The organism is Janibacter limosus NBRC 16128 (assembly GCF_001570985.1).
Classification (GTDB): Bacteria; Actinomycetota; Actinomycetes; order Actinomycetales; family Dermatophilaceae; genus Janibacter; species Janibacter limosus.
The window spans coordinates 57,465-82,794 of sequence record NZ_BCSS01000014.1; the positions used below are offsets into that span (position 1 = coordinate 57,465).

The 25,330-nt window shown below is 70.7% G+C and carries 27 protein-coding genes; 8 read left to right on the forward strand and 19 right to left on the reverse strand.

Features of this window, described 5'->3' with window-relative positions; genetic code table 11:
- Positions 1-8: 8 nt before the first annotated feature.
- From tsaD to alr, 6 genes are read right to left on the reverse strand one after another with little or no spacing between them, the layout of a single operon-like run.
- Positions 9-1,088: a tRNA (adenosine(37)-N6)-threonylcarbamoyltransferase complex transferase subunit TsaD gene (gene tsaD / locus JLI01S_RS07215; protein ID WP_068262275.1), complete on the reverse strand. Its 1,080-nt coding sequence runs from the start codon at positions 1,086-1,088 to the stop codon at positions 9-11.
- Positions 1,085-1,564, reverse strand: coding sequence for a GNAT family N-acetyltransferase (locus JLI01S_RS07220; protein WP_068262281.1), 480 nt, complete (start codon positions 1,562-1,564; stop codon positions 1,085-1,087). The genes tsaD and JLI01S_RS07220 overlap by 4 nt, the downstream gene beginning before the upstream one ends.
- Complete coding sequence (gene tsaB, locus JLI01S_RS07225; protein WP_084349266.1) at positions 1,561-2,319, reverse strand: tRNA (adenosine(37)-N6)-threonylcarbamoyltransferase complex dimerization subunit type 1 TsaB; 759 nt, start codon at positions 2,317-2,319, stop codon at positions 1,561-1,563. Before tsaB ends, JLI01S_RS07220 begins: the two co-directional genes overlap by 4 nt.
- Entirely contained in the window at positions 2,316-2,798 is a 483-nt protein-coding gene (gene tsaE, locus JLI01S_RS07230) for a tRNA (adenosine(37)-N6)-threonylcarbamoyltransferase complex ATPase subunit type 1 TsaE (RefSeq protein ID WP_084349267.1), read from the reverse strand. Before tsaE ends, tsaB begins: the two co-directional genes overlap by 4 nt.
- Complete coding sequence (locus JLI01S_RS07235; RefSeq protein WP_068262288.1) at positions 2,795-3,940, reverse strand: alpha/beta fold hydrolase; 1,146 nt, start codon at positions 3,938-3,940, stop codon at positions 2,795-2,797. The genes tsaE and JLI01S_RS07235 overlap by 4 nt, the downstream gene beginning before the upstream one ends.
- Positions 3,940-5,148 (reverse strand): alanine racemase, encoded by a 1,209-nt coding sequence (gene alr, locus JLI01S_RS07240; RefSeq protein WP_084349268.1) that lies wholly within the window; start codon positions 5,146-5,148, stop codon positions 3,940-3,942. The genes JLI01S_RS07235 and alr overlap by 1 nt, the downstream gene beginning before the upstream one ends.
- A gap of 48 nt (positions 5,149-5,196) precedes the next feature.
- Between alr and mgrA the strand changes: the two genes are divergently transcribed.
- A complete protein-coding gene (gene mgrA, locus JLI01S_RS07245) occupies positions 5,197-6,240 on the forward strand; it encodes an L-glyceraldehyde 3-phosphate reductase (protein ID WP_068262291.1) in 1,044 nt (347 codons plus the stop codon).
- Positions 6,241-6,320: 80 nt separating this feature from the next.
- Complete coding sequence (locus tag JLI01S_RS07250; RefSeq protein ID WP_084349269.1) at positions 6,321-6,878, forward strand: glycine cleavage system transcriptional repressor; 558 nt, start codon at positions 6,321-6,323, stop codon at positions 6,876-6,878.
- On the opposite strand, the gene JLI01S_RS07255 is transcribed toward JLI01S_RS07250, so the two are convergent.
- The 3 genes from JLI01S_RS07255 to glmS are packed head-to-tail and all read right to left on the reverse strand — an operon-like array spanning position 6,875 to position 10,621.
- A complete protein-coding gene (locus JLI01S_RS07255) occupies positions 6,875-8,350 on the reverse strand; it encodes a bifunctional ADP-dependent NAD(P)H-hydrate dehydratase/NAD(P)H-hydrate epimerase (protein WP_068262298.1) in 1,476 nt (491 codons plus the stop codon). The two genes, JLI01S_RS07250 and JLI01S_RS07255, sit on opposite strands and share 4 nt — an antisense overlap.
- Positions 8,351-8,403: 53 nt before the next feature.
- Entirely contained in the window at positions 8,404-8,757 is a 354-nt protein-coding gene (locus JLI01S_RS07260) for a holo-ACP synthase (protein WP_068262301.1), read from the reverse strand.
- Between the two features lie 4 nt (positions 8,758-8,761).
- Entirely contained in the window at positions 8,762-10,621 is a 1,860-nt protein-coding gene (gene glmS, locus JLI01S_RS07265) for a glutamine--fructose-6-phosphate transaminase (isomerizing) (protein ID WP_068262304.1), read from the reverse strand.
- 58 nt (positions 10,622-10,679) lie between these two features.
- On the opposite strand from glmS, the gene coaA reads away from it, so the two are divergent.
- Entirely contained in the window at positions 10,680-11,636 is a 957-nt protein-coding gene (gene coaA / locus JLI01S_RS07270) for a type I pantothenate kinase (protein ID WP_068262307.1), read from the forward strand.
- 27 nt (positions 11,637-11,663) lie between these two features.
- Here the strand turns inward: coaA and JLI01S_RS07275 are convergent, their stop codons facing one another.
- The 3 genes from JLI01S_RS07275 to JLI01S_RS07285 form a co-directional block, all read right to left on the reverse strand.
- Entirely contained in the window at positions 11,664-12,446 is a 783-nt protein-coding gene (locus JLI01S_RS07275) for an aggregation-promoting factor C-terminal-like domain-containing protein (RefSeq protein WP_068262312.1), read from the reverse strand.
- A 205-nt stretch (positions 12,447-12,651) separates the two neighbouring features.
- Positions 12,652-14,034: an RNA 5'-3' helicase PhoH2 gene (gene phoH2 / locus JLI01S_RS07280; protein WP_157074857.1), complete on the reverse strand. Its 1,383-nt coding sequence runs from the start codon at positions 14,032-14,034 to the stop codon at positions 12,652-12,654.
- Positions 14,035-14,357: 323 nt separating this feature from the next.
- Positions 14,358-15,113 (reverse strand): isoprenyl transferase, encoded by a 756-nt coding sequence (locus tag JLI01S_RS07285; protein ID WP_068262314.1) that lies wholly within the window; start codon positions 15,111-15,113, stop codon positions 14,358-14,360.
- Between the two features lie 128 nt (positions 15,114-15,241).
- Here JLI01S_RS07285 and trhA point away from each other — a divergent pair, with 128 nt between their 5' ends.
- Entirely contained in the window at positions 15,242-15,958 is a 717-nt protein-coding gene (trhA, locus tag JLI01S_RS07290) for a PAQR family membrane homeostasis protein TrhA (RefSeq protein WP_068262316.1), read from the forward strand.
- Here the strand turns inward: trhA and JLI01S_RS07295 are convergent.
- Entirely contained in the window at positions 15,902-16,180 is a 279-nt protein-coding gene (locus JLI01S_RS07295) for a hypothetical protein (protein WP_068262319.1), read from the reverse strand. The genes trhA and JLI01S_RS07295 overlap by 57 nt on opposite strands.
- A complete protein-coding gene (gene mca, locus JLI01S_RS07300) occupies positions 16,177-17,112 on the reverse strand; it encodes a mycothiol conjugate amidase Mca (protein ID WP_068262321.1) in 936 nt (311 codons plus the stop codon). Before mca ends, JLI01S_RS07295 begins: the two co-directional genes overlap by 4 nt.
- 162 nt (positions 17,113-17,274) lie before the next feature.
- On the opposite strand from mca, the gene JLI01S_RS07305 reads away from it, so the two are divergent.
- Both JLI01S_RS07305 and greA read left to right on the forward strand, forming a co-directional pair.
- The gene (locus tag JLI01S_RS07305; RefSeq protein ID WP_068262323.1) at positions 17,275-17,700 is read left to right on the forward strand and encodes a DUF4307 domain-containing protein; all 426 of its coding nucleotides are present in this window, start codon (positions 17,275-17,277) and stop codon (positions 17,698-17,700) included.
- 155 nt (positions 17,701-17,855) lie between these two features.
- Positions 17,856-18,365 carry a transcription elongation factor GreA gene (gene greA / locus JLI01S_RS07310; RefSeq protein ID WP_068262328.1) on the forward strand — a complete coding sequence of 170 codons (510 nt, stop codon included), beginning with the start codon at positions 17,856-17,858 and terminating at the stop codon, positions 18,363-18,365.
- Positions 18,366-18,422: 57 nt separating this feature from the next.
- On the opposite strand, the gene JLI01S_RS07315 is transcribed toward greA, so the two are convergent.
- Complete coding sequence (locus JLI01S_RS07315; RefSeq protein ID WP_068262331.1) at positions 18,423-19,304, reverse strand: WXG100 family type VII secretion target; 882 nt, start codon at positions 19,302-19,304, stop codon at positions 18,423-18,425.
- A gap of 126 nt (positions 19,305-19,430) precedes the next feature.
- Between JLI01S_RS07315 and msrA the strand changes: the two genes are divergently transcribed.
- Positions 19,431-20,105 (forward strand): peptide-methionine (S)-S-oxide reductase MsrA, encoded by a 675-nt coding sequence (gene msrA / locus JLI01S_RS07320; RefSeq protein WP_245634549.1) that lies wholly within the window; start codon positions 19,431-19,433, stop codon positions 20,103-20,105.
- 12 nt (positions 20,106-20,117) lie between these two features.
- Here the strand turns inward: msrA and JLI01S_RS07325 are convergent, their stop codons facing one another.
- The 4 genes from JLI01S_RS07325 to JLI01S_RS07340 form a co-directional block, all read right to left on the reverse strand.
- Entirely contained in the window at positions 20,118-21,041 is a 924-nt protein-coding gene (locus JLI01S_RS07325) for a hypothetical protein (protein ID WP_068262340.1), read from the reverse strand.
- Entirely contained in the window at positions 21,035-21,574 is a 540-nt protein-coding gene (locus tag JLI01S_RS07330; RefSeq protein ID WP_157074859.1) for a hypothetical protein, read from the reverse strand. Before JLI01S_RS07330 ends, JLI01S_RS07325 begins: the two co-directional genes overlap by 7 nt.
- Positions 21,575-21,696: 122 nt before the next feature.
- Positions 21,697-22,161 carry a hypothetical protein gene (locus JLI01S_RS07335; RefSeq protein WP_068262348.1) on the reverse strand — a complete coding sequence of 155 codons (465 nt, stop codon included), beginning with the start codon at positions 22,159-22,161 and terminating at the stop codon, positions 21,697-21,699.
- A gap of 2 nt (positions 22,162-22,163) precedes the next feature.
- Entirely contained in the window at positions 22,164-24,176 is a 2,013-nt protein-coding gene (locus JLI01S_RS07340) for an NADPH-dependent 2,4-dienoyl-CoA reductase (RefSeq protein ID WP_068262397.1), read from the reverse strand.
- A 132-nt stretch (positions 24,177-24,308) separates the two neighbouring features.
- On the opposite strand from JLI01S_RS07340, the gene JLI01S_RS07345 reads away from it, so the two are divergent.
- A complete protein-coding gene (locus JLI01S_RS07345) occupies positions 24,309-25,304 on the forward strand; it encodes an SGNH/GDSL hydrolase family protein (protein ID WP_068262354.1) in 996 nt (331 codons plus the stop codon).
- The last annotated feature ends 26 nt before the right edge of the window (positions 25,305-25,330 follow it).

Here is a 25,330-nt window from a genome sequence, read left to right on the forward strand (position 1 = left end):
GCGTCGCGCTAGTGCGCGTGGTCGTGGTCCACGTGCACGGGCAGCCCGGTCTGCACGTCGGTGACGGGCAGTGAGCTGTCCGCCGGCAGGGAGAGGTCGCTGGCCGGCCGACCCTTGATCATCATCTGGGCGCCGAGGCTCGCGACCATGGCGCCGTTGTCGGTGCAGAGCCCTGGACGGGGCACGCGCAGCGCGATGCCCGCGTCGTCGCACCGCTGCTGGGCCATGGCCCGCAGCCGCGTGTTGGCGGCGACGCCACCCCCCACCTGCAGGGCAGCGACGTCGTACTCGGTGCACGCGAGCACGGCCTTGCGGGTGAGGACGTCGACGACCGCCTCCTGGAAGGACGCGGCGACGTCGGCGACGGGCACGTCGCGCCCGGCGGCCTGCTCGGACTGGACCCAGCGGGTGACCGCGGTCTTGAGCCCGGAGAAGGAGAAGTCGAAGCGGTGGCGCTCCATGTCCTTGCGGCTGGAGAGCCCGCGGGGGAAGTCGATGGTGATCTGCCCGTCACTCGCGGCGCGGTCGATGTGCGGCCCGCCGGGGAAGGGCAGGCCGAGGACGCGAGCGACCTTGTCGAAGGCCTCGCCCGCGGCGTCGTCGATCGTCGACCCGAGGCTGCGGATGTCATGAGTGACGTCGGGGACGAGCAGGAGCGAGGAGTGCCCGCCGCTGACGAGCATCGCCATCGTCGGCTCCGGCAGCGGGCCGTGCTCGACGATGTCGACGGCGACGTGACTGGCGAGGTGGTTGACGCCGTACAGCGGCTTGCCGAGAGCGACGGCCAAGGCCTTGGCGGAGGCGACCCCGACCATGAGGGCTCCCGCGAGCCCGGGTCCGGAGGTCACCGAGATGCCGTCGAGGTCGGACAGCGCGACGCCGGCCTCCTGGCAGGCTCTCTCGATGGTGGGGACCATGGCCTCGAGGTGGGCCCTGGAGGCCACCTCCGGGACGACCCCACCGAAGCGAGCGTGCTCGTCGACGCTCGAGGCGATCGCGTCGAAGAGCAGCTCGGTGCCGTGCACGATGCCGACACCGGTCTCGTCGCAGGAGGTCTCGATGCCCAGGACCAGAGGGGCGTCCTTCATGCTGCATCCTTCGTCGTCAGGTCGAGGGCGAGGACGAGCGCGTCGACCCCGCCCGGGTAGTAGCCGCGACGGGTCTGCACCAGCGTGAAACCGCGTGCGGCGTAGAGGCCGCGGGCCGCGGCATTGTCCTCACGAACCTCGAGGAGCAGTCGCTCCGCCCCAGCGGCACGGGACCGGGTGACGAGCTCGTCGAGCAGTCGGCGCCCCAGGCCGGTGCGTCGCGTGCGGGGCAGGGTCGCGATCGTCATGACATCGCTGACGTCGCCGCCGTGGTCGAGCCCGGCGTAGCCGGCGATCCCCTCGGCGTCCTCGGCCAGGAGGTACTCCCGGCGCGGCCGGCCCGCGAGCTCACCCCACCAGGACTGCACGGACCACGCCTCGCTGCCGAAGAGCTCGCTCTCGTGGTCCGCGAGCTCGGCAAGGTCCTGCCACCGCACCTCACGCAGGGCGAAGGGGGTCCCCGTCACCGCGGTCACTGGGGCGCCTCCCCATCGCGCGCGCCGCGCTCCGCCGCGCGTCGCAGGTCGCGCTGCTGCTGGCGGGGCGAGGGCCCCCGCGAGGACTTGGGCTTGGGTGCGCTCGCCACGGCATCAGGCCGGCGCAGGTACAGCGGCTCGATCGGCATGTCCTCACCGGCCGCGATGCGTGCGGCTGCGATGCCGGCGAGGACTCCCGCGTCGACGTCGAGGAGATCGGTGCCGCCCGGAGCCAACGCATGGGGCAGCAGGTCGGGATAGAGGTCGGGGCCACGGCCGACGGTGGGCAGCGCGCGGACCTCATCGGGCAGGTCGGCCGGCCTGGTCACCGTGGGCTCGTCGAGCGCCTCGAACTCCCCTGCGGTACAACGGTATCGGGCCCAGTAGACCTCCTTGCGCCGGGCATCGGTGGCCACGAGCAGGTCGCCCTCATGGCCCAGCCGCGCGGCGGCCGCGGCCAGCGCGTCGAGGGAGCAGACGCCATGGACGGCGATCCCTCGGGCGTGGGCAAAGGTCTGCGCCGTCACCAGCCCGACGCGCAGCCCGGTGAAGGGCCCGGGGCCCGTCCCGACGGCGACGTGCGTGATCTCCTCGGGGGTCGTGCGCGCTGCGGCCAGGACCTCAAGGATCAGGGGGGCGAGCAGCTCGGTGTGTCGTCGCGCGTCGATCGTGGAGCGGGTCGCGAGGACCGCTTGACCGTCATGGACAGCGACCGTGATCGCTGATGTCGCGGTGTCCATCGCGAGGACCCTCATGCTGCTCCTCCTGTGTCACGCAGTGCCGCCTCGACGTCGGTGCCCTCCCAGCGCGGGCCGACCCCGCGCATGTCGAGGCGTCGTTCCTCGGTCTCGGGATCGGCTGCGAGGGTCAGCTCGAGACGGTCGTCGGCGAGTCCCTCCGCCAGGCCGGCGCCCCACTCGACGACGGTGACCGCGGCCTCGAGGTCGGCGTCGAGGTCAAGGTCGTCGAGCTCGGCCGTGCCGCCGAGGCGGTAGGCGTCGACGTGGACAAGCTCCGGTCCTCCGACGAGGGAGGGGTGGACGCGGGAGATGACAAAGGTGGGTGAGGTGACCGCTCCCCGCACCCCGAGCCCTTCGCCGAGGCCTCGGGTCAGGGTCGTCTTGCCGGCCCCGAGCCCACCGGTCAGCACGACGAGGTCCCCGGCACGCAGCAGGCTGGCCAGGCGGTGGCCAAGAGCCATGGTGGCCTCGGCGTCAGGCAGGAGGAGGCTCACGCAGAGCGCCCCCGGACCGCTGCCTTGGCCCGCTCTGCGTCCGTCTCCGCATCGACCCCGCGGGGCCGTTCGAGCAGCCCGAAGATCGCCTCGGTGACCGGACCGGGTCGTTCCAGCTGGAGCAGGTGCCCGACCCCCGGGATGACGATGTGCTCGGCCGCGGGGAGCGCCTCGGCGAGACGCTCGCTGTGCTCGGGCGGCGTGAGGAGGTCCTTGGACCCCGCCACGATGAGCACGGGTGTCTCGACGAGGCCCGGCAGGGTCTCGCGCACGTCGAGCTCGTCGAGCTCGGGCAGGAAGGCACCGATGGCATCCAGCCGGGTGCCGAAGACCATCGTCGCGACGGCGCGCAACATCTCCTTGGGCATCTCGGTGCCGAACGCGTACTTCTGCACGAAGTGGTTTTCCACCGCGCGCCCGGCCGCGCGCAGGCTGCCCCACACTCCCTCGCGCTGGCCCAGGCCCCCGAGGAACCCCGGACCGAGCTTGGCGATGATGCGGTCGAACATCGCGCCGAGACCCAGCTGGACGAGGCTGTCGCCCCCGGCGCTCGTGGCGATGAGCGCCGCTCCGGTGACGCGGTCACGCGTGAGCTCCGGGTAGCGCCCGGCGAAGCTCATGATCGTCATGCCGCCCATCGAGTGCCCGACGAGGACGAGGTCGCCCTCGGGTGTCGTGGCGTCGATGACCGCCCGCAGGTCCTTGCCGAGCTGGTCGATGGTGCAGTTGGCGAGGTCCCCGACCTCGGAGATCCCGTGGTTTCGCTGGTCATAGCTGACGACCCGGTAGCCGGCGTCGACGAGCGCCCGGCGCTGGTGGACCCAGGAGCTGAGGTTGAGCACGAAGCCGTGGACGAGCACGACGGTCGGGCCGCGCTGCGAGCTCCAGTCGTCGGGCTCGTCGATCTCGGCGTGCAGGACGAGCCCGTCGCTGGCTCGTACCGCCACCATCTTGTCCGTGGCGAAGGGGAAGACGTGCACCCTGTCACGAGCCGTGACGGCGTAGGCACGGGAGCGACGGGCAGCGGACCTACCGGCCAGGCCCGCACCGGCGATGGCGACCCCGCCCACGGCCGCAGCCGCCAGACCGAGTCCGGCGGCGGCTCCTCGGCCGATCCCCTTGCCCTTGTGCTGCTCGCCCATCAGGAGCCTTCCAGGTAGCGGCGCGGGACGCGGGGCCCGAGCCGGGTGACGATCTCGTAGTTGATGGTGTCGATGGCCGTGGCCCAGTCCTGGGCGGTCGGCTCACCATCCGCCTCGCGCCCGATGAGGACGACCTCGTCGCCAGCCTGCGCCGGACTGTCCGCTCCGAGGTCGAGGACCATCTGGTCCATGCAGACCCGCCCGGCGACCGTGTACCCGCGTCCGTGCACCTGCATGGGTCCGACATTGGATGCATGCCGCGGGATGCCGTCGGCGTACCCGAGGGGCACGAGGCCCAGACGCGTCGCCTCCGGCGTCGTGTAGAGGTGGGCATAGGAGATGCCCTGCCCGGCCGGGCAGTCCTTGACCGCGATGAGGCGGGCGGTCACCCGCATCGCCTCGCGCAGACCGAAGTGGGCGGGCCCACCGATGTCGGGCACGGGGCTCAGCCCGTAGATCGCGACGCCGGGCCGGACCATGTCGAAGTGGGCCGACGGGTTGGTCAGGGTCGCTGCCGAGTTGGACAGGTGGCGCAGGCGGGGTCGCAGACCGGCTCGCTCGGCGTCTGCCACCATCGCGACGAAGGTCTCCTGCTGCGCCCGGACCGTCGGATGGTCCGGCGAGTCCGCATAGGCGAAGTGGGAGAAGATCCCCTCGACGTCGATGACGTCCTCGGCCTGCAGCCGGGCCGCGTCCACGAACATCCCGGCGAGGTCCTCCCGCCATGCCCCACCCCGCCCGAGGCCGGTGTCGACCTTGAGGTGGATGCGCGCCGTCATACCGGTCTCCCGAGCAGCGGCGGCGATCTCAGCGAGGGCCCACGGCGCGCCGGCCGACAGGGTCAGATCGGCGCGGATGGCAGCGGCCAGGTCCGCACCCGGGGCGAAGAGCCACGTGAGGATCGGCGCTGTCACACCGGCGGCGCGTGCGGCGAGGGCCTCGGTCAGCTGCGCGACCGCGAGATGGGTGGCGCCACCGGCGAGGGCGGCACCGGCGACGGGCACGAGACCGTGGCCGTAGGCGTCGCCCTTGATGACGGCCATGACCTCGGCGTCGCCGGCGCGGCGGGAGAGCTCGGCGACGTTGTCCGAGATGGCGCTCAGGTCGATGTCTGCCCATGCGGACAGGCCGACCGTCGAGGCCCCCGTCGGCAGAAGCGACGGGGTTGCGGCGGAGGGCAGGGCTGGGTGCGGGTTCGAGATGTCCATGGTCAAGGCACCGAGTCTAGGACGGCTCTGAGGGGCAGACTGGCAGGCATGACCTACCGCACTGACGACTACCAGGCCGACCGGACCCGCTACGACTCGACGGACTACCGCCGGTGCGGCCGATCCGGTCTCCTCCTGCCACCGATCTCCCTCGGCCTGTGGCACAACTTCGGCGACGCCGAGCCGCTCGAGACGCAGCGTGCGGTGCTGCGACGAGCCTTCGACCGTGGCGTGACGCACTTCGACCTGGCCAACAACTACGGCCCTCCCTATGGCGCCGCAGAGCGCAACTTCGGGACGATCTTCGCGCAGGACTTCCGTCCCTACCGCGACGAGCTGATCCTCTCGACCAAGGCCGGCTGGGACATGTGGCCGGGCCCCTACGGCCAGGGCGGTGGCTCGCGCAAGTACCTGCTCGCCTCGCTCGACCAGTCGCTGGAGCGGATGGGCGTCGACTACGTCGACATCTTCTACAGCCACCGCTTCGACCCCGACACCCCGCTCGAGGAGACGATGGGCGCGCTCGACGCGGCCGTACGCTCCGGCAAGGCGCTCTACGTCGGCATCTCCTCCTATGGCCCCGAGCGCACGCGTGAGGCCCACGCGATCCTGCGCGAGCTGGGCACCCCCCTGCTCATCCACCAGCCGTCGTACTCGATGATCAACCGCTGGATCGAGGACGAGCTGCTCGATACCGTCGACGAGCTGGGTGTCGGCACGATCGCCTTCACCCCTCTCGCCCAGGGCCTGCTGACCAACAAGTACCTCGGCGGCGTCCCGCAGGACTCGAGGGCGGCGCGCGAGGGCACCGGCATCGCCGACCAGCTCACCGAGGACAACCTGACGCGCATCCGGGCCCTCGACGGCATCGCCCAGGGGCGCGGTCAGACCCTCGCCCAGATGGCCCTGGCGTGGATCCTGCGCGACCCGCGGGTCACCTCGGTGCTCGTCGGCGCCCGCACCGTCGAGCAGCTCGACAACAGCCTCGACGCCCTCGGGTCCACGGACTTCACCGATGACGAGCTGGCCCGCATCGACGCGCACGCGGTCGACGGCGGGGTCAACTGGTGGGCGGAGTCCGCACAGGGCTAGGCCGGCGCCCCCGGGACGTCCCGGGAGCCGCTGCATGGAGATCTCCTCCGACGGACTCGGCGGACGGCTAGCCTCGATGCATGAGAACCGTCGTGGTCAGCCTCATCGCAGAGGATCGTCCCGGGCTCGTCGCCGAGCTCGCCCGCACCGTCGCCGAGCAGGGCGGCAACTGGCTGGAGAGCCAGATGGGACGGTTGGGCGGCACCTTCGCCGGAGCCGTCTTGGTCGAGCTCGAGGACGATCGCATCGAGGGGCTGTCGGCCGCGGTGCGGGACCTGCCTGACGTCGACGTCGTCGAGGTGACGGCCGCGACCACCGCCACGGCCGCGGACGAGGAGATGGACGAGGTCCGGCTGCAGGTCATCGGCCAGGACCAGCCGGGCATCGTGCGCGATGTGACCGCCGCGCTGGCCGCGCACGGTCTGGGCATCCATGATCTCTACACCTCGATCAGCGATGCGCCGATGAGCGGCGAGCGCCTCTTCGAGGCGATCGCCGTGGTCGGGGTCGCCACGGACATCGACCTGGCCGGCCTGCGCACGACGCTCGACGAGGTGTCCACGCAGCTGAGCCTGGACATCCAGGTCGACGACGGCGAGGAGACCTCCGCCTGGGGCGAGGTGCCCGAGCGGGGCTAGCCCGCGTCGCGCAGCAGCGCGCCGACGGTCCGACCGAGCGCGTGGGCCAGGTCGAGGGCCCGCACCGGCCCACCGGGGTTGACGACGGCGGCCGCGCGACCGTGGACGAGAGCGGCCACCGATCCCGCGGTCGCCGGCGCCAGGCCGCCAGCGAGCAGGGCACCCGCCAGCCCCGCCAGCACGTCACCCGAGCCTGCGGTGGCCAGCCAGGTCGGCGCATCGTCCTGGACGTGCACCGGCCCGTCGGCGTCGACCACCAGGGTCGTCGACCCCTTGAGCAGGACGGTCGCGCCGGTGAGGCGAGCGAGCATCCGGGCGTGCTCGAGGGGTGATCCCTCGACCTCCTCGCGCGTCAGCTCGCTCTCGCGACCACGCAGCCGGGTGAGCATGCGAGCGCACTCCCCCGCGTGCGGGGTCAGGAGGGTCGGCGCGGCGCGATGTCCCTCCATGAGATCCAGCCCTCCGGCGTCGAGGAGGACCGGCAGGTCCGAGTCGAGGGCCGCTCGGGCGATGGCCAGCTGGGCGTCCGCTCCCTTCGCCGTCGACGTGGTGTCGAGACCGGGGCCGATGACCCAGGCCTGGACCCGGCCCTCACCGTGCACGGCCTCGGGGACCGCGGCCCGCACGAGCGCTGCGGGGGTGGCGGTGCCGATGTAGCGGACCATCCCCACGCCGGAGGTGACCGCGGCCGTCGTCGTGAGGACCGCTGCGCCCGCGTACTCCTCACCACCCGCGACGACACCCAGGACACCTCGGGAGTACTTGTCGTCACCCGCGGTCGGGACCGGCCACAGGTCCGCGACGTCGTCGGGCGTCACCCGGGTGACCGCGGGCGTCGCACCGGACAGGTCGAGCCCGATGTCGATGACGGTGAGCAACCCGCACGCCGTCTCCGTCGGCGGCAGCAGGTGCACGGGCTTGGGCGCACCAAAGGTGACGGTCTCGTCCGCGAAGACCGCGTCGGCGAGCGCCGCACCGCCGTCGACTGGCTGTCCGCTCGGGGTGTCGACGGAGATCACCCACGTCCGGTCACGGATCGCGTCGACCCACGGACGGGCGAAGGGAGGGAGTCCGGGCCTCCCTCCGATGCCGGTGATGCCGTCGAGGACGACCTCTGCACGGTGGATCGCCGTGATGGCCTCGCGGCTGTCACCGTCGAGCATGACGACGCCGCGGCTGCGGGCCAACTCCGCCGCCTGCGTCTGCACCTCGGAGGCGCTCGTGTCGACGCACACCGCGCTGGAGAGGAAGCCGCGCTTGGCCAGCCGCGCGATCGCGAAGAGCGTGTCGGCGCCGTTGTTGCCCGGGCCCACGAGCGCGACCACGCTCCGGGCACCTCGCTCACGCATGCGTCCTGCCGCGATGCGGGCCAGGCCCTGTGCCGCGCGCTGCATCAGCTCGCCGCTCTCGAGGAGCTCGGGCAGGGCCGCTTCGGCCGCACGGATGGTCTCGACGGAGTAGCCGGTGATCATGATCGGACCGTACCGCGGCCCCGCGCACCCGACCCCGTCGGTGACGCCGGACGTCAGGCGGACTCGGCGACGACGAAGGCCGTCGCGATGCCCCCGTCGTGGCTGAGCGAGATGTGCAGCCGCGCCACGCCCATCAACTCCGCCCGGGCCGCGACGGTCCCCGAGATGACCAGGAGCGGCTGACCGTGCTCGCCGTTGGTCACCTCGACGCCCTGCCACGGCAGGTCGCCGGGCGTGCACAGCGCCTTGCCCACGGCCTCCTTGGCAGCAAACCGTGCCGCCAGCGAGTGCAGCGGCAGGTCACGCTCGCTGGACGTGAAGACGCGGTCCCGCAGGGCGGGGGTGCGGTCGAGCCGCTCCCCCAGCCGCGCGATGTCGACGACGTCGATGCCGACCCCGACGATCATCGGATCACTCGACAGTGACGGACTTGGCGAGGTTGCGCGGCTGGTCGACGTCCAGGCCCTTGGCCGTCGACAGGTGCAGGGCGAAGACCTGCAGCGGCACGACGGTGAGGAGCGGCTGGAGCAGCGGCGAGGTGTGCGGCACGCGGATGACCTCGTCGGCGAAGGGGGTGACCTCCTCGTCTCCCTCCTGCGCGATGACGAGGGTGCGGGCACCGCGAGCGCGGATCTCCTGGATGTTGGAGACGACCTTCTTGTGCAGCTCGTTGGGGGTGTCGGGCCCGGGCACGACGACGAAGACCGGCTGGCCGGGCTCGATCAGGGCGATCGGACCGTGCTTGAGCTCTCCGGCAGCGAAGCCTTCGGCGTGGATGTAGGCGAGCTCCTTGAGCTTCAGCGCGCCCTCCATGGCGATGGGGTAGCCGACGTGGCGGCCCAGGAAGAGGACCGCGCGGGTGTCGGCCATGAAGCGGGCGATCTCCTTGACCCGATCCATCTCGCCGAGCAGGGACTCGATCTTGGCCGGCACCTCGTGCAGCTCGGCCATGACCGCCTTGGCGTCGTCGGCGTAGGTCTCGCCGCGCAGCTGCGCGAGGTAGAGCCCCAGCACGTAGCAGGCGGTGATCTGCGCGACGAAGGCCTTGGTGGAGGCGACGGCGATCTCGGGTCCGGCATGCGTGTAGAGCACGGCGTCGGACTCGCGCGGGATGGTCGCGCCGTGGGTGTTGCAGACCGAGACGGTCAACGCCCCGAGGGAGCGGGCGTGACGCACGGCCATCGCCGTGTCGGCGGTCTCACCGGACTGACTGATCGAGACCACCAGGGTGCGGTCGGAGACGATCGGGTCGCAGTAGCGGAACTCGTGGGCGAGCGCGACCTCCACCGGGATGCGGGTCCAGTGCTCGATCGCGTACTTGGCGACCATGCCGGCGTAGGCAGCGGTGCCGCACGCGACGATGGTGATCCGGTCGATGTTCTTGAGCTTGTCCTCGTCGATCCGCAGCTCGTCCAGGACGAGGCGGCCATCGGCGTCGGTGCGTCCCAGGAGGGTGTCGCCGACCGCGTGCGGCTGGTCGTTGATCTCCTTCTCCATGAAGGTGTCGTAGCCGCCCTTCTCGGCGGCGGCAGCGTCCCAGGTGACCTCGTAGGGCTTGCCCTCGGCCGGGGTGCCGTCGAAGTTGATCACCGTGTGGCTCGTCGGGGTGATCGTGACGATCTGGTCCTGGTCGAGCTCGACGGCCTGCTTGGTGTAGCCGATGAAGGCGGCGACATCGGAGCCGAGGAAGTTTTCACCCTTCCCCAGACCGACGACGAGCGGGCTGTTGCGGCGGGCGGCCACGACCGTGTCGGGCTGGTCCGCGTGCACCGCGAGGAGCGTGAAGGCCCCCTCGAGACGGTTGACGACCGAGCGCATCGCCTCGGCGAGGTCACCGGTCTCGGCGAAGGCGGCGGAGAGCAGCTGGGCCGCGACCTCGGTGTCGGTCTCCGACGTGAAGCTCACACCCTGGGCCAGCAGCTCCTGCTTGAGCTGGTGGAAGTTTTCGACGATGCCGTTGTGGACGACGGCCAGCTTGCCGTCCGAGCCACCGCGGTGCGGGTGCGCATTTTGGTCCGTCGGGCCACCGTGGGTGGCCCAGCGGGTGTGGCCGATGCCCGTCGCGGCAGCCGGGATGTCTTCACTCTCAAGGGCAGCGCGCAGGTTTTCGAGCTTGCCCGCCCGCTTCTCCGTGAAGACGGAGTCACCGGTGACGAGCGCGACGCCCGCGGAGTCGTATCCGCGGTACTCGAGGCGCGCGAGGCCCTCCATGACGACGTCCAGGGGGCGGGCTCCCGTGTCGGGCCCGACATAACCAACGATTCCGCACATGAGCGACAGGCTATCCGCCGGATGACCATCTGCTGAAAAGGTGAGACACAATGGGCGCGTGTCCACCGCCGCGACGACGAGTCTGCCCTCCCCCTTCGTCGAGCTAGATCGTCAGGCGTGGGCCCACCTTCGGGAAAACCATCCCCTCAATCTCGACGAGGGAGACCTCGCCCGCCTGCGCGGCCTGAGCGACCCGATCGACCTCGAGGAGGTGCAGGAGGTCTACCTCCCGCTGTCGCGACTGCTGACCTTCTACGTCTCGGCGACGACCCGCCTGCACCGCATCACCTCCACCTTCCTCGGCGAACGCCCGCCCAAGGCCCCCTTCGTCATCGGTGTCGCCGGCTCGGTGGCGGTCGGCAAGTCGACGACCGCGCGCATCCTGCGCGAGCTCATGCTCCGCTGGCCCGACACCCCCAAGGTCGACCTCATCACGACGGACGGGTTCCTCCTGCCCAATGCCGAGCTGGAGCGCCGTGGTCTGCTGCAGCGCAAGGGGTTCCCTGAGTCCTACGACCGGCGCGCGCTGCTGCGCTTCATGTCCGCCGTCAAGGCCGGTCAGCCCGAGGTGTCCGCGCCGGTCTACTCCCACCTGACCTACGACATCGTCCCGGACGAGCGGATCGTCATCCGCCAGCCCGACGTGCTCATCGTCGAGGGACTCAACGTCCTCCAGCCCCCGGGGACCCGCAGCGACGGCCGCACCGGTCTGGCCGTCAGCGACTTCTTCGACTTCTCCCTGTACGTCGACGCCAATCTCCAGGACATCCGCCGGTGGTACGTCGACCGCTTCCTGCGGCTGCGCATGACGGCCTTCGCCGACCCGCAGTCCTACTTCCACCGCTACGCGGACCTGACCGACGAGCAGGCCGAGGCCCGCGCGCTGCACATCTTCGAGACGATCAACCAGCCCAACCTGGTCGACAACGTCCTGCCGACCCGGGGCCGGGCCACCCTCGTGCTGACGAAGGGGGCGGACCACCAGGTCCGCCGCATCCGCCTGCGCAAGCTCTGACCTGCCGCAGCAGCGGCCCGGCGCAACTCAGTACCAGTGCGGGCTCTTGCTGTCCCAGAAGGACTTGGCGCCACACGGGGTGCCGTAGGAGGCCTTGATGTAGTCCATGCCCCACTCCATCTGGGTGACCGGGTTGGTCTTCCAGTCGGGGCCAGCCGTGGCCATCTTGGTGGCGGGGAGGGACTGCGGGATGCCGTAGGCACCCGAGGAGCTGTTGGTCGCGTCCCACTGCCAGTTGCTCTCGCCGATCCACAGGCTGACCAGGCAGGACCACTCGCCCTCGCCCCAGCCGTACTCGCCGGCGAGCTCCTTGCCGTAGGGCGCCGGGTCGGCCTGGATCTGCTTGATCTGGTCGTCGGTGAACTTTCGCTGCGACACCGGCTTGGCCTTCTCGGCGGCCTTCTTCTTGTCTTCGGCCTTCTTCTTCGCCGCGGCCTTGCGCTTGGCTGCGGCCTTCTTCGCCGCAGCCGCCTTGTCCTTGCGCTCGATGGCGGAGAGGCGGTCCTGCTCGCGCGAGGCGCTGCGGGAGACATTGGTGACACGGCGGCTCTCGGCCAGTCGCGCCATGTCGGCCTGCGTCGACTCGGTCGTCGGGGCCGAGGCCTCCGCGTCAGGCGCACCCATGGCGGCAGTCGTCTGGTCGGAGGAGTGCGAGGGGTCACCGATGGCGACGGTCGCTCCGACCGATCCGAGCATCGCGACGGCGATGGCTCCGCCCACGACGGGGCGACGCACGGCGGTGACGAGTCGCGAACGCTTGCGGGCGTGGCGCGCGGCACCGTGTCTGGGCGCGTAGTTCTTCGAGCTCACGGCACCAGTTCCTTCCATGGGACAGCCACTCACGAGGAGTGGCTGTTGGTGTGCCGGGCGCGATCAAGGGGGGCGGCCGGCCGTTATCTGTTTGAGACCTTAACGGATGTGCTGCCGCACACGCAAAGGAGGGTGTGGACGATCACGCACGCGCGCAGGGAGGTCCCGCACCATCACGTGCGAGACCTCCCTGCGTGGGCGGCGATCAGACCTCCAGCCCCTCCAGCAGGTCGGTCACGAGCGCCGCGATCGGGCTGCGCTCGCTGCGGGTCAACGTGACGTGGGCGAAGAGCGGGTGGCCCTTGAGCGTCTCGATGACGGCTGCGACGCCGTCGTGTCGGCCCACCCGCAGGTTGTCACGCTGGGCGACATCGTGGGTGAGGACGATCTTGGAGTTCTGGCCGATGCGCGACATCACGGTGAGCAGGACATTGCGCTCCAGGCTCTGTGCCTCGTCGACGATGACGAAGGCATCGTGCAGGCTCCTCCCGCGGATGTGTGTCAGGGGCAGGACCTCGAGCATGTCGCGGTCCATGATCTCCTCGACGACCTCCGTGGAGACCACCGCGCCGAGGGTGTCATGCACCGCCTGTGCCCACGGGCCCATCTTTTCGGACTCGCTGCCGGGCAGGTAGCCCAGCTCCTGGCCACCGACGGCGTAGAGCGGCCGGAAGACGATGACCTTGCGGTGCTGACGGCGCTCCATGACCGCCTCGAGGCCGGCACACATCGCCAACGCGCTCTTGCCGGTGCCGGCCCGGCCTCCCAGGCTGACGATGCCCACGTCGGGGTCGAGGAGCAGGTCGAGGGCGATGCGCTGCTCGGCCGAACGCCCGTGGAGGCCGAAGGCGTCGCGATCGCCCCGCACGAGTCGCACCTGCTTGTCGGCGCCGACTCGACCCAGGGCACTGCCCTTGGGCGAGAGGATCTTCAGACCGGTGTGGCAGGGCATCTCGGCCGCTGCCAGGTGCTCGACGCGACCGGTCTCGTAGAGGTGGTCGACGTCCTCGGCCGTCATGTCCAGCTCGGCCATGCCGGTCCAGCCCGAATCTGACGGGCGCTGCTCGTGGCGGTACTCCTGTGCGTCGACACCGACCGCCGACGCCTTGACCCGCATCGGCAGGTCCTTGGAGACGATCGTGACCTCCGCGCCCTCGAGGGAGAGGTTCTTGGCGACGGCGAGGATGCGGGTGTCGTTGTCCCCCAGCTGGAACCCGGACGGCAGCGAGCGTGGGTCGGTGTGATTGAGCTCGACGCGCAGGGTGCCGCCGTCCTCACCGACCGCGACCGGAGCATCGAGCCGACCGGCGGAGATGCGCAGGTCGTCGAGGTGGCGCAGGGCTGCCCGGGCGAAGTAGCCGAGCTCCGGGTGATGACGCTTGCCCTCGAGCTCGGAGACGACGACGACCGGCAGGACGACTTCGTGCTCCTTGAAGCGCATCATCGCGCGCGGGTCGGACAGCAGCACCGAGGTGTCGAGCACATAGGTGCGCGGCCCTTCGTCCTGCGGCGGGAGGTCCACGGGGTCGGGCGCGCCATCGGGCTGCGTGCCTGAGGGGGTGACGGTCTGGGTCATCAGGTCGTCCACGTCGGTCTCCTCCACGGGCGCCGCGCCGGATGGCGCGTGCGCGCCTACTCTCGGTGCTGGTGCCGGGACCGGGCCGACCGTGCGATCGGGGGCCGGGTCCGGCCCCTTCTCGTGAGCGTGAGCTCCATGGCTGAGGCCTCCCGGACGGCCTGCGTGGTGCAGTCCGTCCCGATCACCGTAGGCCCGCGCCAGCGCAGGTCAGGTGCAATTTCGGCGGTGTGTCGTGGACCTGCACGAGGTGTTCACCTCCCAGTCGCCCCACTGGGCACACCGGCCACTCCTGCCCCGTGGAGCGGGACGACGGGAGGGTGACGACGGGAGGGTCAGGAACCGAAGCGACGGTGCCGGTCGGCGTAGGCGCGCAGTGCTCGCAGGAAGTCGACCCGGCGAAACTCCGGCCAGTAGACCTCGCAGAAGTAGTACTCGCTGTGCGCCGACTGCCACAGGAGGAACCCGGAGAGCCGCTGCTCCCCCGAGGTGCGGATGACGAGGTCGGGATCGGGCTGACCCTTGGTGTAGAGGTGACCGCTGATGTCCTCGACGGTCAGCTCCCGTGCGACCTCCTCGAGGGTGGCGCCCTCCTCCGCGCGGTTGCGCAGGAGCGAACGCACGGCATCCGCGATCTCCTGGCGTCCGCCGTACCCGACGGCGACGTTGACGATGAGCCCGTCGACGTCGGCGGTCTCCTCCTCCGCACGACGTAGCGCCGCCGCCGTCTGCACGGGAAGCATGTCGAGCGCTCCGGCGGCGTGCAGCTGCCACCGCTGCGCAGCGGCGAGCTCGGCGACCAGTCCCTCGATGATCCGCAGGAGGAGGTCCAGCTCCTGTGGAGGACGGGTCAGGTTGTCGGTCGAGAGCAGCCACAGGGTGACCACCTCGACACCGGACTCCTCGCACCACTCGAGGAAGCTGCCCACATTGGCCGCACCCGCGCGGTGCCCGTCATCGGCGTTGCCCCCGCGTGCCTTGGCGAAGCGGCGGTTGCCGTCGACGATCATCCCCACGTGTCGCGGCACCGAGTCAGGGTCGAGCTGGCTCACGAGCCGGCGCTCGTAGGCGGTGTAGAGCAGGTTGCGCACTCGCGATGGTCCCTTCGGGCGAGGTCAGTGGGCCCAACCTACCGCCGGGGCGGGACCACCTCCGGCAGGGACTGCGACGTGCTCCACGACATGGCCAACCTACGGGCGCGTAGGTTACCGTCGATGTCATGGAGTCCCCCCGCACGGAGATGAAGGAGCTGGCCACCGAGGTCGGCGGGCACGTCGACGCCTTCGTCGAGGCGGTCAAGCCCCATCTGCGCGGCTGGCTGCACCTCGTGATGGCCCCGCTGGCCCTCATCGGCGGGCTGATCCTGACCTCCACCGCACCGACCCAGGGCGGCCGGATCGCGGCGATGGTCTTCACGATCACCGCGGGACTGCTCTTCGGCACCTCCGCCCTCTACCACCGGGGCAGGTGGGGCGGTCGGATGGCGGGCGCGCTGCGGCGGTGGGACCACGCCAACATCTTCCTCATCATCGCGGGGAGCTACACCCCCTTCGCCCTGATGCTGCCGCGCGGGCAGGCCATCACCCTGCTCGTCACCGTCTGGAGCGGCGCCATCATGGGTGTGCTCTTCCGCGTCCTGTGGATCGGTGCGCCGCGCTGGCTGTACGTCCCGGTCTACGTCGCGCTCGGCTTCGTCGCCGTCTTCTACATCAAGCCCCTGCTGACCCACGGCGGCTGGACGATCCTCGCCTTCGTGATCGCCGGTGGAGCGCTCTACACGGCCGGGGCCCTCGTCTACGGGTTCAAGCGTCCCAATCCGTCACCGCGCTGGTTCGGCTTCCATGAGATCTTCCACGCGCTGACGGTGCTGGCCTTCATCTCACACTTCGTCGCGGCGACCTTGGCCCTCTTCGGGCCCATCGCCCAGGCCAGCTGACCGGTCCGGATCGGCGAGGTCGATCTCCCGGGCCCGCTCGGCCATCTCCTGGCGCGCCCGCTCCTCCTCCGCACGGCGCTCCTGCTCCACGCGCTCGGCAAGGTTCATGCGGCGCAGTCGCGTGAACATGTTGCGCATGAGCAACCACAGGGCGATGGCGAGGAGAAAGAATGCGGCGAAGGCCAGGATCCCGGGGCTGACCTCGCTGTTGGGCGTGTTCACTTCCACTCCTTGACGGTCGATGGGGCACGGCGATCCAGGACGGGCTCGGCCCCACCGGTGCGCCGAGCCAGCGCATCTGCCTCGACGAGGCTCGACGGGATGCCGGCGAAGAGGTCGTCCTCCGGCTCGCTCGTCTCGACATGGCTGACCGCGAGCTCGTACTCCTCGGTCGGCCACAGGTCGGCCTGGACGTCGTTGGACACGGCGAAGAAGAAGCCGTTGGGGTCGATCTGGGTGGCGTGCGAGCGCAGTGCGTTGTCACGCGCGTCGAAGTGGTCCGAGCACGGCACCCACGTGGTCAGGTGACGCTGCGGCCGGCTGCCTGCGCGCTCCATCCACTCAGCGAAGGGAGAGTCCGTCCCCTGGGCGACGAGCGCCTCGTGGAAGGTACGGATCCGGTCGATGCTGAAGCCGCCGATGTAGTAGAGCTTCAGCGGCTGCCACGGCTCGCCCGCGTGGGGGTAGGCGTCCGGGTCGCCGGCCGCCGCGAAGGCCGCCTCGGAGACCCGGTTGGTCATGACGTGGTCCGGGTGCGGATAGCCACCGTTTTCGTCGTAGGTCGTGACGACGTGCGGACGGAAGCGACGGATCTCGCGCACGAGGGCCTCGGTGGTCACCTCCAGCGGCTCGAGGTAGAAGCACCCGACCGGCAACGGCGGTAGCGGGTCCCCCTCGGGCAGACCTGAGTCGACGAAGCCCAGCCAGGTGTGCTGCACCCCGAGGAAGGCGGCCGCCTTGGCCATCTCCTCACGACGCACCTGCACGATGTCCCGCAGGATGCGCGAGTCATCCTTCAGCGCGGGATTGAGCACGTCGCCGCGCTCACCCCCGGTGCAGGTGACGACGAGGACCTCCGCGCCCTCGTCGACATAACGAGCGGAGGTCGCCGCGCCCTTGCTCGACTCGTCGTCGGGGTGGGCATGGACGGCCATGAGCCTGAGTGCTTCCACTACGGGGTCCTCCCGGGGAGGGTGCGCCGCGCGGCCCGGTGTGCCGCAGCGGTCTGGTGTCACGGACAATGGAGTCCATCCTCTCACCGCGCGCCGGCGCTCTCGACGACAGTCGGCTGCCCTCCCTTCTCCCCAGGAGCCTCCATGACCTCCGGTGCCCCGCAGACCGAGCCCGACTGGGACCCGGAGCGCGAGGAGGCAGAGGCGGAGGCCAACCCTGACCGCGGACAACGCCGCTGGTGGGTCCTCGGCGGCCTCCTCGTCGTCATCGCGGCGGCCATGACCGTCTGGTATGGCGTGTCGGCCACCGAGGGCGCAGTGACGACCACCGACATCGGCTTCGAGCGCAACGGCGAGCGCGAGATCGTCATGATCTTCGACGTCACCCGCCCCACGGGCACTGCCTTGTCCTGCACCGTGACCGCGATGGACGACAACTACGCGCGGGTGGGGACCAAGGCGCAAGCGGTCCCGGCGAGCGATGAACGCACCACCCGGGTGAGGGCGGCCGTCCGCACCACGACCACGGCTGTCACCGCCACGGTGCCGGAGTGCGCAGTGGTGGACTGACGCCCACACCCGGGGCGAGAGGGCGTTACACTGGTCCCTTACACGCAACCGTGGGTCTGGACCGATCGGTCCAGACCTTTGTGCATCGTCCGACGTCCGGGATGCATCGCGGTTCACCGTCTGTGAGAGGCCGAGACGCGGCCTCGCACGACCTGATGCAAGGAGTTCCCGTGCCCCAGACTGCGTCCAACGCGTCGTACCTGACCCAGGAGGCCTTCGACCGGCTCCAGGCCGAGTTGCGCGAGCTCTCGGGCCCGGGTCGGGTCGAGATCGCCAAGCGGATCGAGTACGCCCGCGAGGAGGGTGACCTGAAGGAAAACGGCGGGTACCACGCCGCCAAGGAGGAGCAGGGCAAGATGGAGGCCCGCATCCGCCAGCTCAAGCAGATCCTCACCACCGCGACGGTCGGAGAGGCCCCGCCGGACGACGGTGTCGTCGAGCCCGGCATGGTCATCACCGTGGAGATGTTCGACGAGGAGGAGACCTTCCTGCTCGGCTCGCGCGAGATCGCCGATGGCAGCGACACCATCCAGGTGTACTCGGAGCAGTCGCCCCTCGGCGGCGGCATCAACGGCAAGAAGGTCGGCGAGACCGCCACCTACAAGGCCCCCAACGGCAATGTCATCGAGGTCAAGATCCTCTCGGCGAAGCCCTACTCCGTCTGACGCACCCGTCGACATCAGGGCGGTCACGACCACGGGTCGTGACCGCCCTTCGTCATGTCAGCGGTTCCAGGGCAGCAGGTCCGGGCCCTCACCCAGCCAACCGGCCATCTGCGAACCGTCCGCCGCGAATCCACCGCTCAGGGCCGCGATCATCGGGTCGAAGGCCACGCTGCGCTGCCCTGCCGAGTCGGCGCCGGTCGTCAGGTGGGCGCCCTCGGTCGTGGGCACCTGGTCCGGCGCGTCCGAGCCACCGCCGTCACCGGAGGGAATCTGCCCTCCGGTCCAAGGGTATGCCGGCTCCGTGGCGACGCCGCCCTCGAGCAGTGGCAGGTCCTCGCCCCCCGGAAGACCGGGCAGGACCGGGGTCAGCTCACCGACGAAGGGGAGGTCTGCCACGGGGACATGTGCCTCCGGACCCCCGGGGAGCTGGTAGACCAGCTCCTCTCCCCCACTGGGCACCTGGCCCAGGAGCACCGCCGGTCCACCGGTCACGAAGGGAGCAGCTGCACCCGCGCGCTCCGCGATGTCGAGGTACCCGAAGGGCCCGCCCACCTCGAAGGGGATGGGCTCGTCCAGGAAGAGCGCCCCGTTGTCCGCAGGGATGACTCGCTCGAAGGCCGGGCCTCCCCCGCCGCCGCCGTGACCGCCGCCCCCACCCGAGGGCATCCCGGACGCGTGTCGCTGCGACTCCGACTCCTCCAACAGCTTGCGGCTGTACGTGCGCACCGCGGCCTCGGCATCGTCGAGGTCCCGGTGTGCGGTGCGCCAGCTCCCAGCGAAATTCTCGAAGTCCGGGCCCTCCCACACGGCGCGGAGCTTTTCGAGCATGACGGCTCCCCGCCCACCGGCGTCGGCGATCCGCTCGCTCTGACGTCGCAGTCCGACCGCGATGTCGTCGAGCTGCTCGACGTCCGCCCCGTGACTGAAGTGCTTGGCCATGTGCCGTCCTTCTCTGAGGTCCTGACCCCAGCCTAGAGAGGCCCGCCGGACCCCACGATGGGGAGGACTCCCCCTTCGTCAGGCAACTGAGAGACTGGAGACATGTTTGGTCGCCAGTTGCCCCCCATGCCCACTGCCGAGACGGCGCTGCCCGGTCGTCAGCAGCGGCCCTTCAACCTGCCGGAGCGGCACGAGGTGCTCGGGACCCCGCTCGAGGGTCCCTGGCCCGAGGGCACCGAGGTCATGCACATTGCGATGGGCTGCTTCTGGGGCGCCGAGCGCATCTTCTGGCAGCTCCCGGGAGTGGTGACGACGGCGGCGGGCTACATGGGCGGTTTCACCCCCAACCCGACCTACGAAGAGACCTGCAGCGGGATGACCGGGCACACCGAGAGCGTGCTGGTCGCCTACGACCCGGCTCAGACCCGGGCGGAGGAGCTGCTCAAGGCCTTCTGGGAGAACCACGACCCCACGACGCCCAACCGTCAGGGCAATGACATGGGCACCCAGTACCGCTCCGCGATCTACTGGACGACCGATGGCCAGCGGGCTGCCGTCGAGGCGACCGCTGCGACCTTCGGCGAGGAGCTCGCTCGTCACCAGCTGCCCTCCATCGCCACGGAGATGCGGCCGGCCAGCGAGGTCGGGCAGTTCTGGTACGCCGAGGACTACCACCAGCAGTACCTGCACAAGAATCCCGGCGGGTACTGCAACCACGGCCCCAACGGGCTGACCTGCCAGGTCGGGATCCTGCGTCAGGACGAGCTCCCCGCGCAGCAGGACATCGTCCCGCCACGCTGATCGAGGGCTCCGTCAGCCCGTCTTGACCGCCTGAGCCTCACCGATGCGGATCGTCGTCGAGCGGTCGAGAGTCATCGGGATCTCACCCGACTGGCCCATGCCCGACCACGCGACCGTCCAGTGGGCCGTGGCCGTCACGGTGTACTCACCCATCGTCGAGTACGTGTGGCCGCAGTCCGGGGACTTGCGCACTCCGAGGTCGGGGGTGAAGGGCGTGCCCTTGGCGGTGCACGTGACCTTGTTGCCGTCGCCCATCGTCCAGACGACCTTGTCGACCGTGCCGGTGGCCGTCACCGTGTGCCCGCCCGCGCTGGCCGACGTGGTGTTGGGGCCCCACGTGCGGGCCCCGGCATCTGCGACCCACATCCATACCGGAAGCCCGACGAGACCGACCGAGCCGGCTTCGTCCTTCGGCGCGATGCCGATCTTGGGCGCGCGCAGATTCATCTTGGCCAGGGCCTCCTGGGCCAGGACGCGGGGATCCGGCGGCGCTGCCGGTCCGGCGGGTGGGTTCTGCGACCAGAAGGTGCCCATCCGTGTCCCGATGATGTCGGGGTCGTAGCAGTCATAGATGGCGCCCGTGGTGTTGCCCTCCCAGATCGGGTGGCCCTTGGGGAAGTCGTACATCGTCTCGCTGATGTAGCAGTTGAGCTCGTTGCTCCACCACGAGTCCCCGTCGGTGCAGGGCTTGACCTCGTCCAGGAAGTTCACGCACGGCTCGGCTGCGCCGCCGCCGCCGTCACCGGGGGCGGGGTCCGTGGTGTCGCCCGGCGGCGGGTCACTGGGCGCCGGCGCAGGGACGGTCACGAGACACTCACCGGAGGCCTCGTCGTACTTCTCGCACTCGGGCTCGCCGGTGAGGGAGAACCCAGCGAGCGGCAGGACGACGAGGACGGACAGGGCGAGCGCCCCGACTCTGGAGCGCAGGGTCAGCACGTCGGGCCGCCGTCCTTGAGGGCGCTGACGAACCACTTGTCAGCCTGCTCGTCGTGGACGACGGTGTACTGATGCAGGACGCGCTCCTGCCGATCGTCATTGACCACGGACCTGCCCTTGGCGTCGAGGATGTCCACGTCCGAGTAGTCGACACAGACGGACACCTTGGCCCCGTCCTTGCTCGACGAGGTCTCGCGCAGGTCGTCCAGGCCGGTGCTGCCTGTGGACCGCCACTGCTTGGAGCGGTAGATCTTCAGCGTCTCCACCTTGTCCTCGCGGGCCTCGCCCCGGGACACGTTGGACAGGTCCGACAGGTCGCCTGTGAACGACCCGCCCATCTCGTCGCTCATCTCGATGAAGGCGACCACCGCGCCCGTGGACGTGCTCTGGTCCGCGGTGGGGGCCGGAGTGCTGGGCTCCGACGAGGTGGGGCTCGACGTGGTCGACGACGAGGACGTGGTCGACGACCCCTCGGTGTCGCCACCGTCTCCCCCGCACCCGACGAGGAGCAGGACGGCGACCGCCCCGCTCATGAGTCCCACCGCACGTGTCATGTCATCCCCTGTGTCGTCACGAAGCCCCTCGGCAAACTGTGCCGAGTCTAGATGCGACCGACCGCCTCGCTCCACCTGACGGGCAGGGCAGGGCTCCCCTGTCAGTCGTCCAGCGCGGAGATGACCAGGGTGTCGGTGCCCTCGACGAGCCACGCCTGCGACGTCCACCCCTCGTACCCGTCGCCCTGACCGATCCCGCCCACGGGCGCGAGGCGGCCCCCGGGCACCAGGTCAGCGACGTCCGGGGCCAGATCGGGTAGCGCCCCGGCAGGCGGGCCGGCGTCCAGCCGCAACCGACTGGCCATCTGGGGGGCGAGCTCGACCACCCCGTCGATCCAGTGGGTCGACGGGCCCGGCGCGGTGCGGGCGTCGCCGAGCGTGCCCGACTGCCACTGCGCCGACTCGGGCTCCCCGATGCGTGGGAAGCGCTTGGTCAGCGGTGCGAGGTCGGTCCGCAGGCCGCGCTCGTCGACCACCTTGCGCGGGCCCGGCGTGTCGTCACCGCCCACCCCGCACCCGGAGACGACGGCCAGGGCGAGGGCGAGCAGGACCGCGAGACGACGCACCGTCACAAGGTGGTCGCGAGCTCGGTGCCCTGACGGATCGCGCGCTTGGCGTCCAGCTCGGCCGCGACGTCGGCGCCACCGATGATGTGCACCGCGACCCCCTTCGCCCGGAGGGGCTCGACGAGGTCCCGCACGGACTCCTGTCCGGTGCACACGACGACGGTGTCGACCGCGAGCGTGCGCGGCTTGCCGTCGACGGTGATGTGGAGTCCGTCATCGTCGATCCGCTCGTACGCCGCCCCGGTGATCCGGTGGACGCCCTTCGCCTTGATCGCGGCCCGGTGGACCCAGCCGGTCGTCTTGCCCAGCCCGGCCCCGATCTTGCTCTCCTTGCGCTGGACGAGGTACACGGTGCGCGGCGACGGCGCCGGGTGCGCCTCCTTGAGACCTCCACGCTCGACGGACAAGGGATCGACACCCCACTCGTCCTGCCACTCCTTGATGTCGAGCGTCGGCGACTCGACCGTCGTCAGCAGCTCGGTGACATCGATGCCGATGCCACCGGCACCGACGACCGCGACGCGCTCCCCCACCTCGCGGGTGCCGAGGACCGCCTCCGGGTAGGTGACGACCATCGGGTGGTCGATGCCCTCGATCTCGGGTACGCGCGGAGTGACACCGGTCGCCAGGACGACCTCGTCGAAGCCGGCCAGGTCCTCCGCGCCGACCCGCGTGCCCAGGTGCAGCGAGACCCCGCGGCGGTCGAGCTCGCCGCGGTAGTAGCGGATCGTCTCGGCGAACTCTTCCTTGCCGGGGATGCGCATCGCGAGCGCGAACTGCCCGCCGATGTCCTCGCCGGCCTCGAAGAGGTCGACCTCGTGGCCTCGCTCCGCGGCCGAGACGGCGGCGGACAGGCCCGCAGGGCCGCCGCCCACCACGGCCACCCGCTTGCGCCTGGTGGTCGGCGAGAGGACGAGCTGCGTCTCGTGGCCGGCGCGCGGGTTGACCAGGCACGAGGCCACCTTGCGCTGGAAGGTGTGGTCCAGACAGGCCTGGTTGCAGGCGATGCAGGTGTTGATCCGATCGCTCTGACCAGCGGCCGCCTTGGTGCCCCACTGCGGGTCCGCGAGCCAGGGTCGGGCCATCTGCACCAGGTCGGCCTGACCGTCCGCGAGCGCCCGCTCGGCCTGGTCGGGCATGTTGATCCGGTTGCTCGTCACCACGGGGATGCCCACGTGCGGACGCAGCCGCTCGGCGACCTCGGTGAAGGCCATGCGCGGCACGGAGGTGACGATCGTCGGGACGCGCGCCTCGTGCCAGCCGATCCCGGTCGACAGGATCGTCGCCCCGGCAGCCTCGATCTCCGCGGCCAGAGCGAGGATCTCCTCCCACGTCTGCCCGCCCTCGACGAGATCGAGGATCGACAGGCGGTAGATGACGATGAAGTCCTCCCCGACCGCTGCGCGCACCGCGCGCACGATCTCGGTCGCGATGCGCCGCCGGTTGGCCGGGGTGCCACCCCACCCGTCGGTGCGGCGATTGGTGCGCGGCGCGAGGAACTGGTTGATGAAGTAGCCCTCGGAGCCCATCACCTCCACCCCGTCGTACCCCGCGGACCGGGCGAGCTCCGCGGCCCGGGCGAAGGCACGGATCTGGCGGCGCACCCCACCCTCGCTCAGACCACGAGCGGCGAAGGGGGTGATCGGCGACTTGCCGCTCGAGGCCGAGACCGAGTACGGGTGGTAGGAGTAGCGGCCCGCGTGGAGGATCTGGAGGGCGATCTTGCCGCCCTCGCGGTGGACGGCGTCGGTGACCTGCTGGTGGCGGCGCGCCTCCCGGCGGGTGGTCAGCTTGGACGCGAAGGGGTAGAAGCTGCCCTCGATGTTGGGCGCGAAGCCGCCCGTGACGATGAGGCCGGCTCCCCCCTTCGCCCGCTCGGAGTAGAAGGCGGCCAAGCGCTCGAAGTTGCTCGACCGGTCCTCCAGACCCGTGTGCATCGACCCCATGATCGTGCGGTTGCGCAAGGTGGTGAAGCCCAGGTCAAGGGGCGTGAAGAGGTGCGGGTACTGGGTCATCGTCATCCTCGGTCAGGCATCGGCTCTCGCGCCGACCGTACCCATGTGGGCGGGCAGGTCCACAGCGCTCGTTGGCATTGTCCCGCAGGGATGACAAGGTTGGGCGACGACAAGGCCGATGTGAGGAGAGCCATGGCAGAGCTGGGACGCGCGTTGGGGCGCGCCGCGATGGGCGCAGCCGGCACCGCCGCGGCGGGTGTCACCATCGCCGGTCTGGGCTACGGGCTCATCCAGGCAGAGGCCAAGATCACCCGGCGCATCGTGGGCAACCCCTTCGACGGGGCACCTGATGACGACGGCGTCTACGGTGCCGCACCGGGCGACCCGGTCCAGCTGCTCGTCCTCGGGGACTCGACGGCGGCCGGCATGGGCGCGGACAACCGCTATCAGACGATCGGCGCGATCCTCTCCACCGGTCTCGCCGCGATCATGGGACGCCCGGTCGAGCTGACCAATGAGGCGGTCGTCGGCGCAGAGTCCTCCGACCTGAGCGCCCAGCTCTCCCGAGCCCTCGCCCGCGTGGACCGCCCTGATGTCGCGGTCATCCTCGTCGGAGCCAACGACGTCACCCACAAGATCGACCGGGCGGTCTCCGTCCAGCACCTGCAGCGGACCGTGCGGTACCTGCGCACCCTCGACATCCCCGTCGTCGTCGGCACCTGCCCCGACCTCGGCACGGTGGAGCCGGTGCCCTTCCCACTCAACAAGCTGCTGCGGCAGTGGAGCCGAGAGCTCGCCACCGCCCAGACGGTCGCCGCGGTCGAGGCCGGAGCCCGCACGGTGTCGCTGGCCGACCTGCTCGGGCCCGAGTTCGCTGCCAGCCCCAAGATCATGTTCAGCCAGGACCGCTTCCACCCCTCGCCGGCCGGCTATGCCCGGGTCGCGTCCGCGCTGCTGCCCTCCGTCGCGGCCGAGGTCGATGCCTGGCCCGAGGGCGCGGAGGCGGACACCGAGCCCGAGGTGGGTCTCGGTGAGGGCATCGGGGCTCTCGATGACGCGGCTGAGCGCGCCGCGTCCTCCCCCGGCACCGAGGTCGGGCCGGCCGAGGTCAGCGGCCGCCGCGCCGGTCCGCGCGGGCCGTGGGCGATGCTGCGCCGACGGGGCGAGCACCAGGTCACCGACGTCTGAGGCTCGCCCTGTCCGGGGTGGCGGGG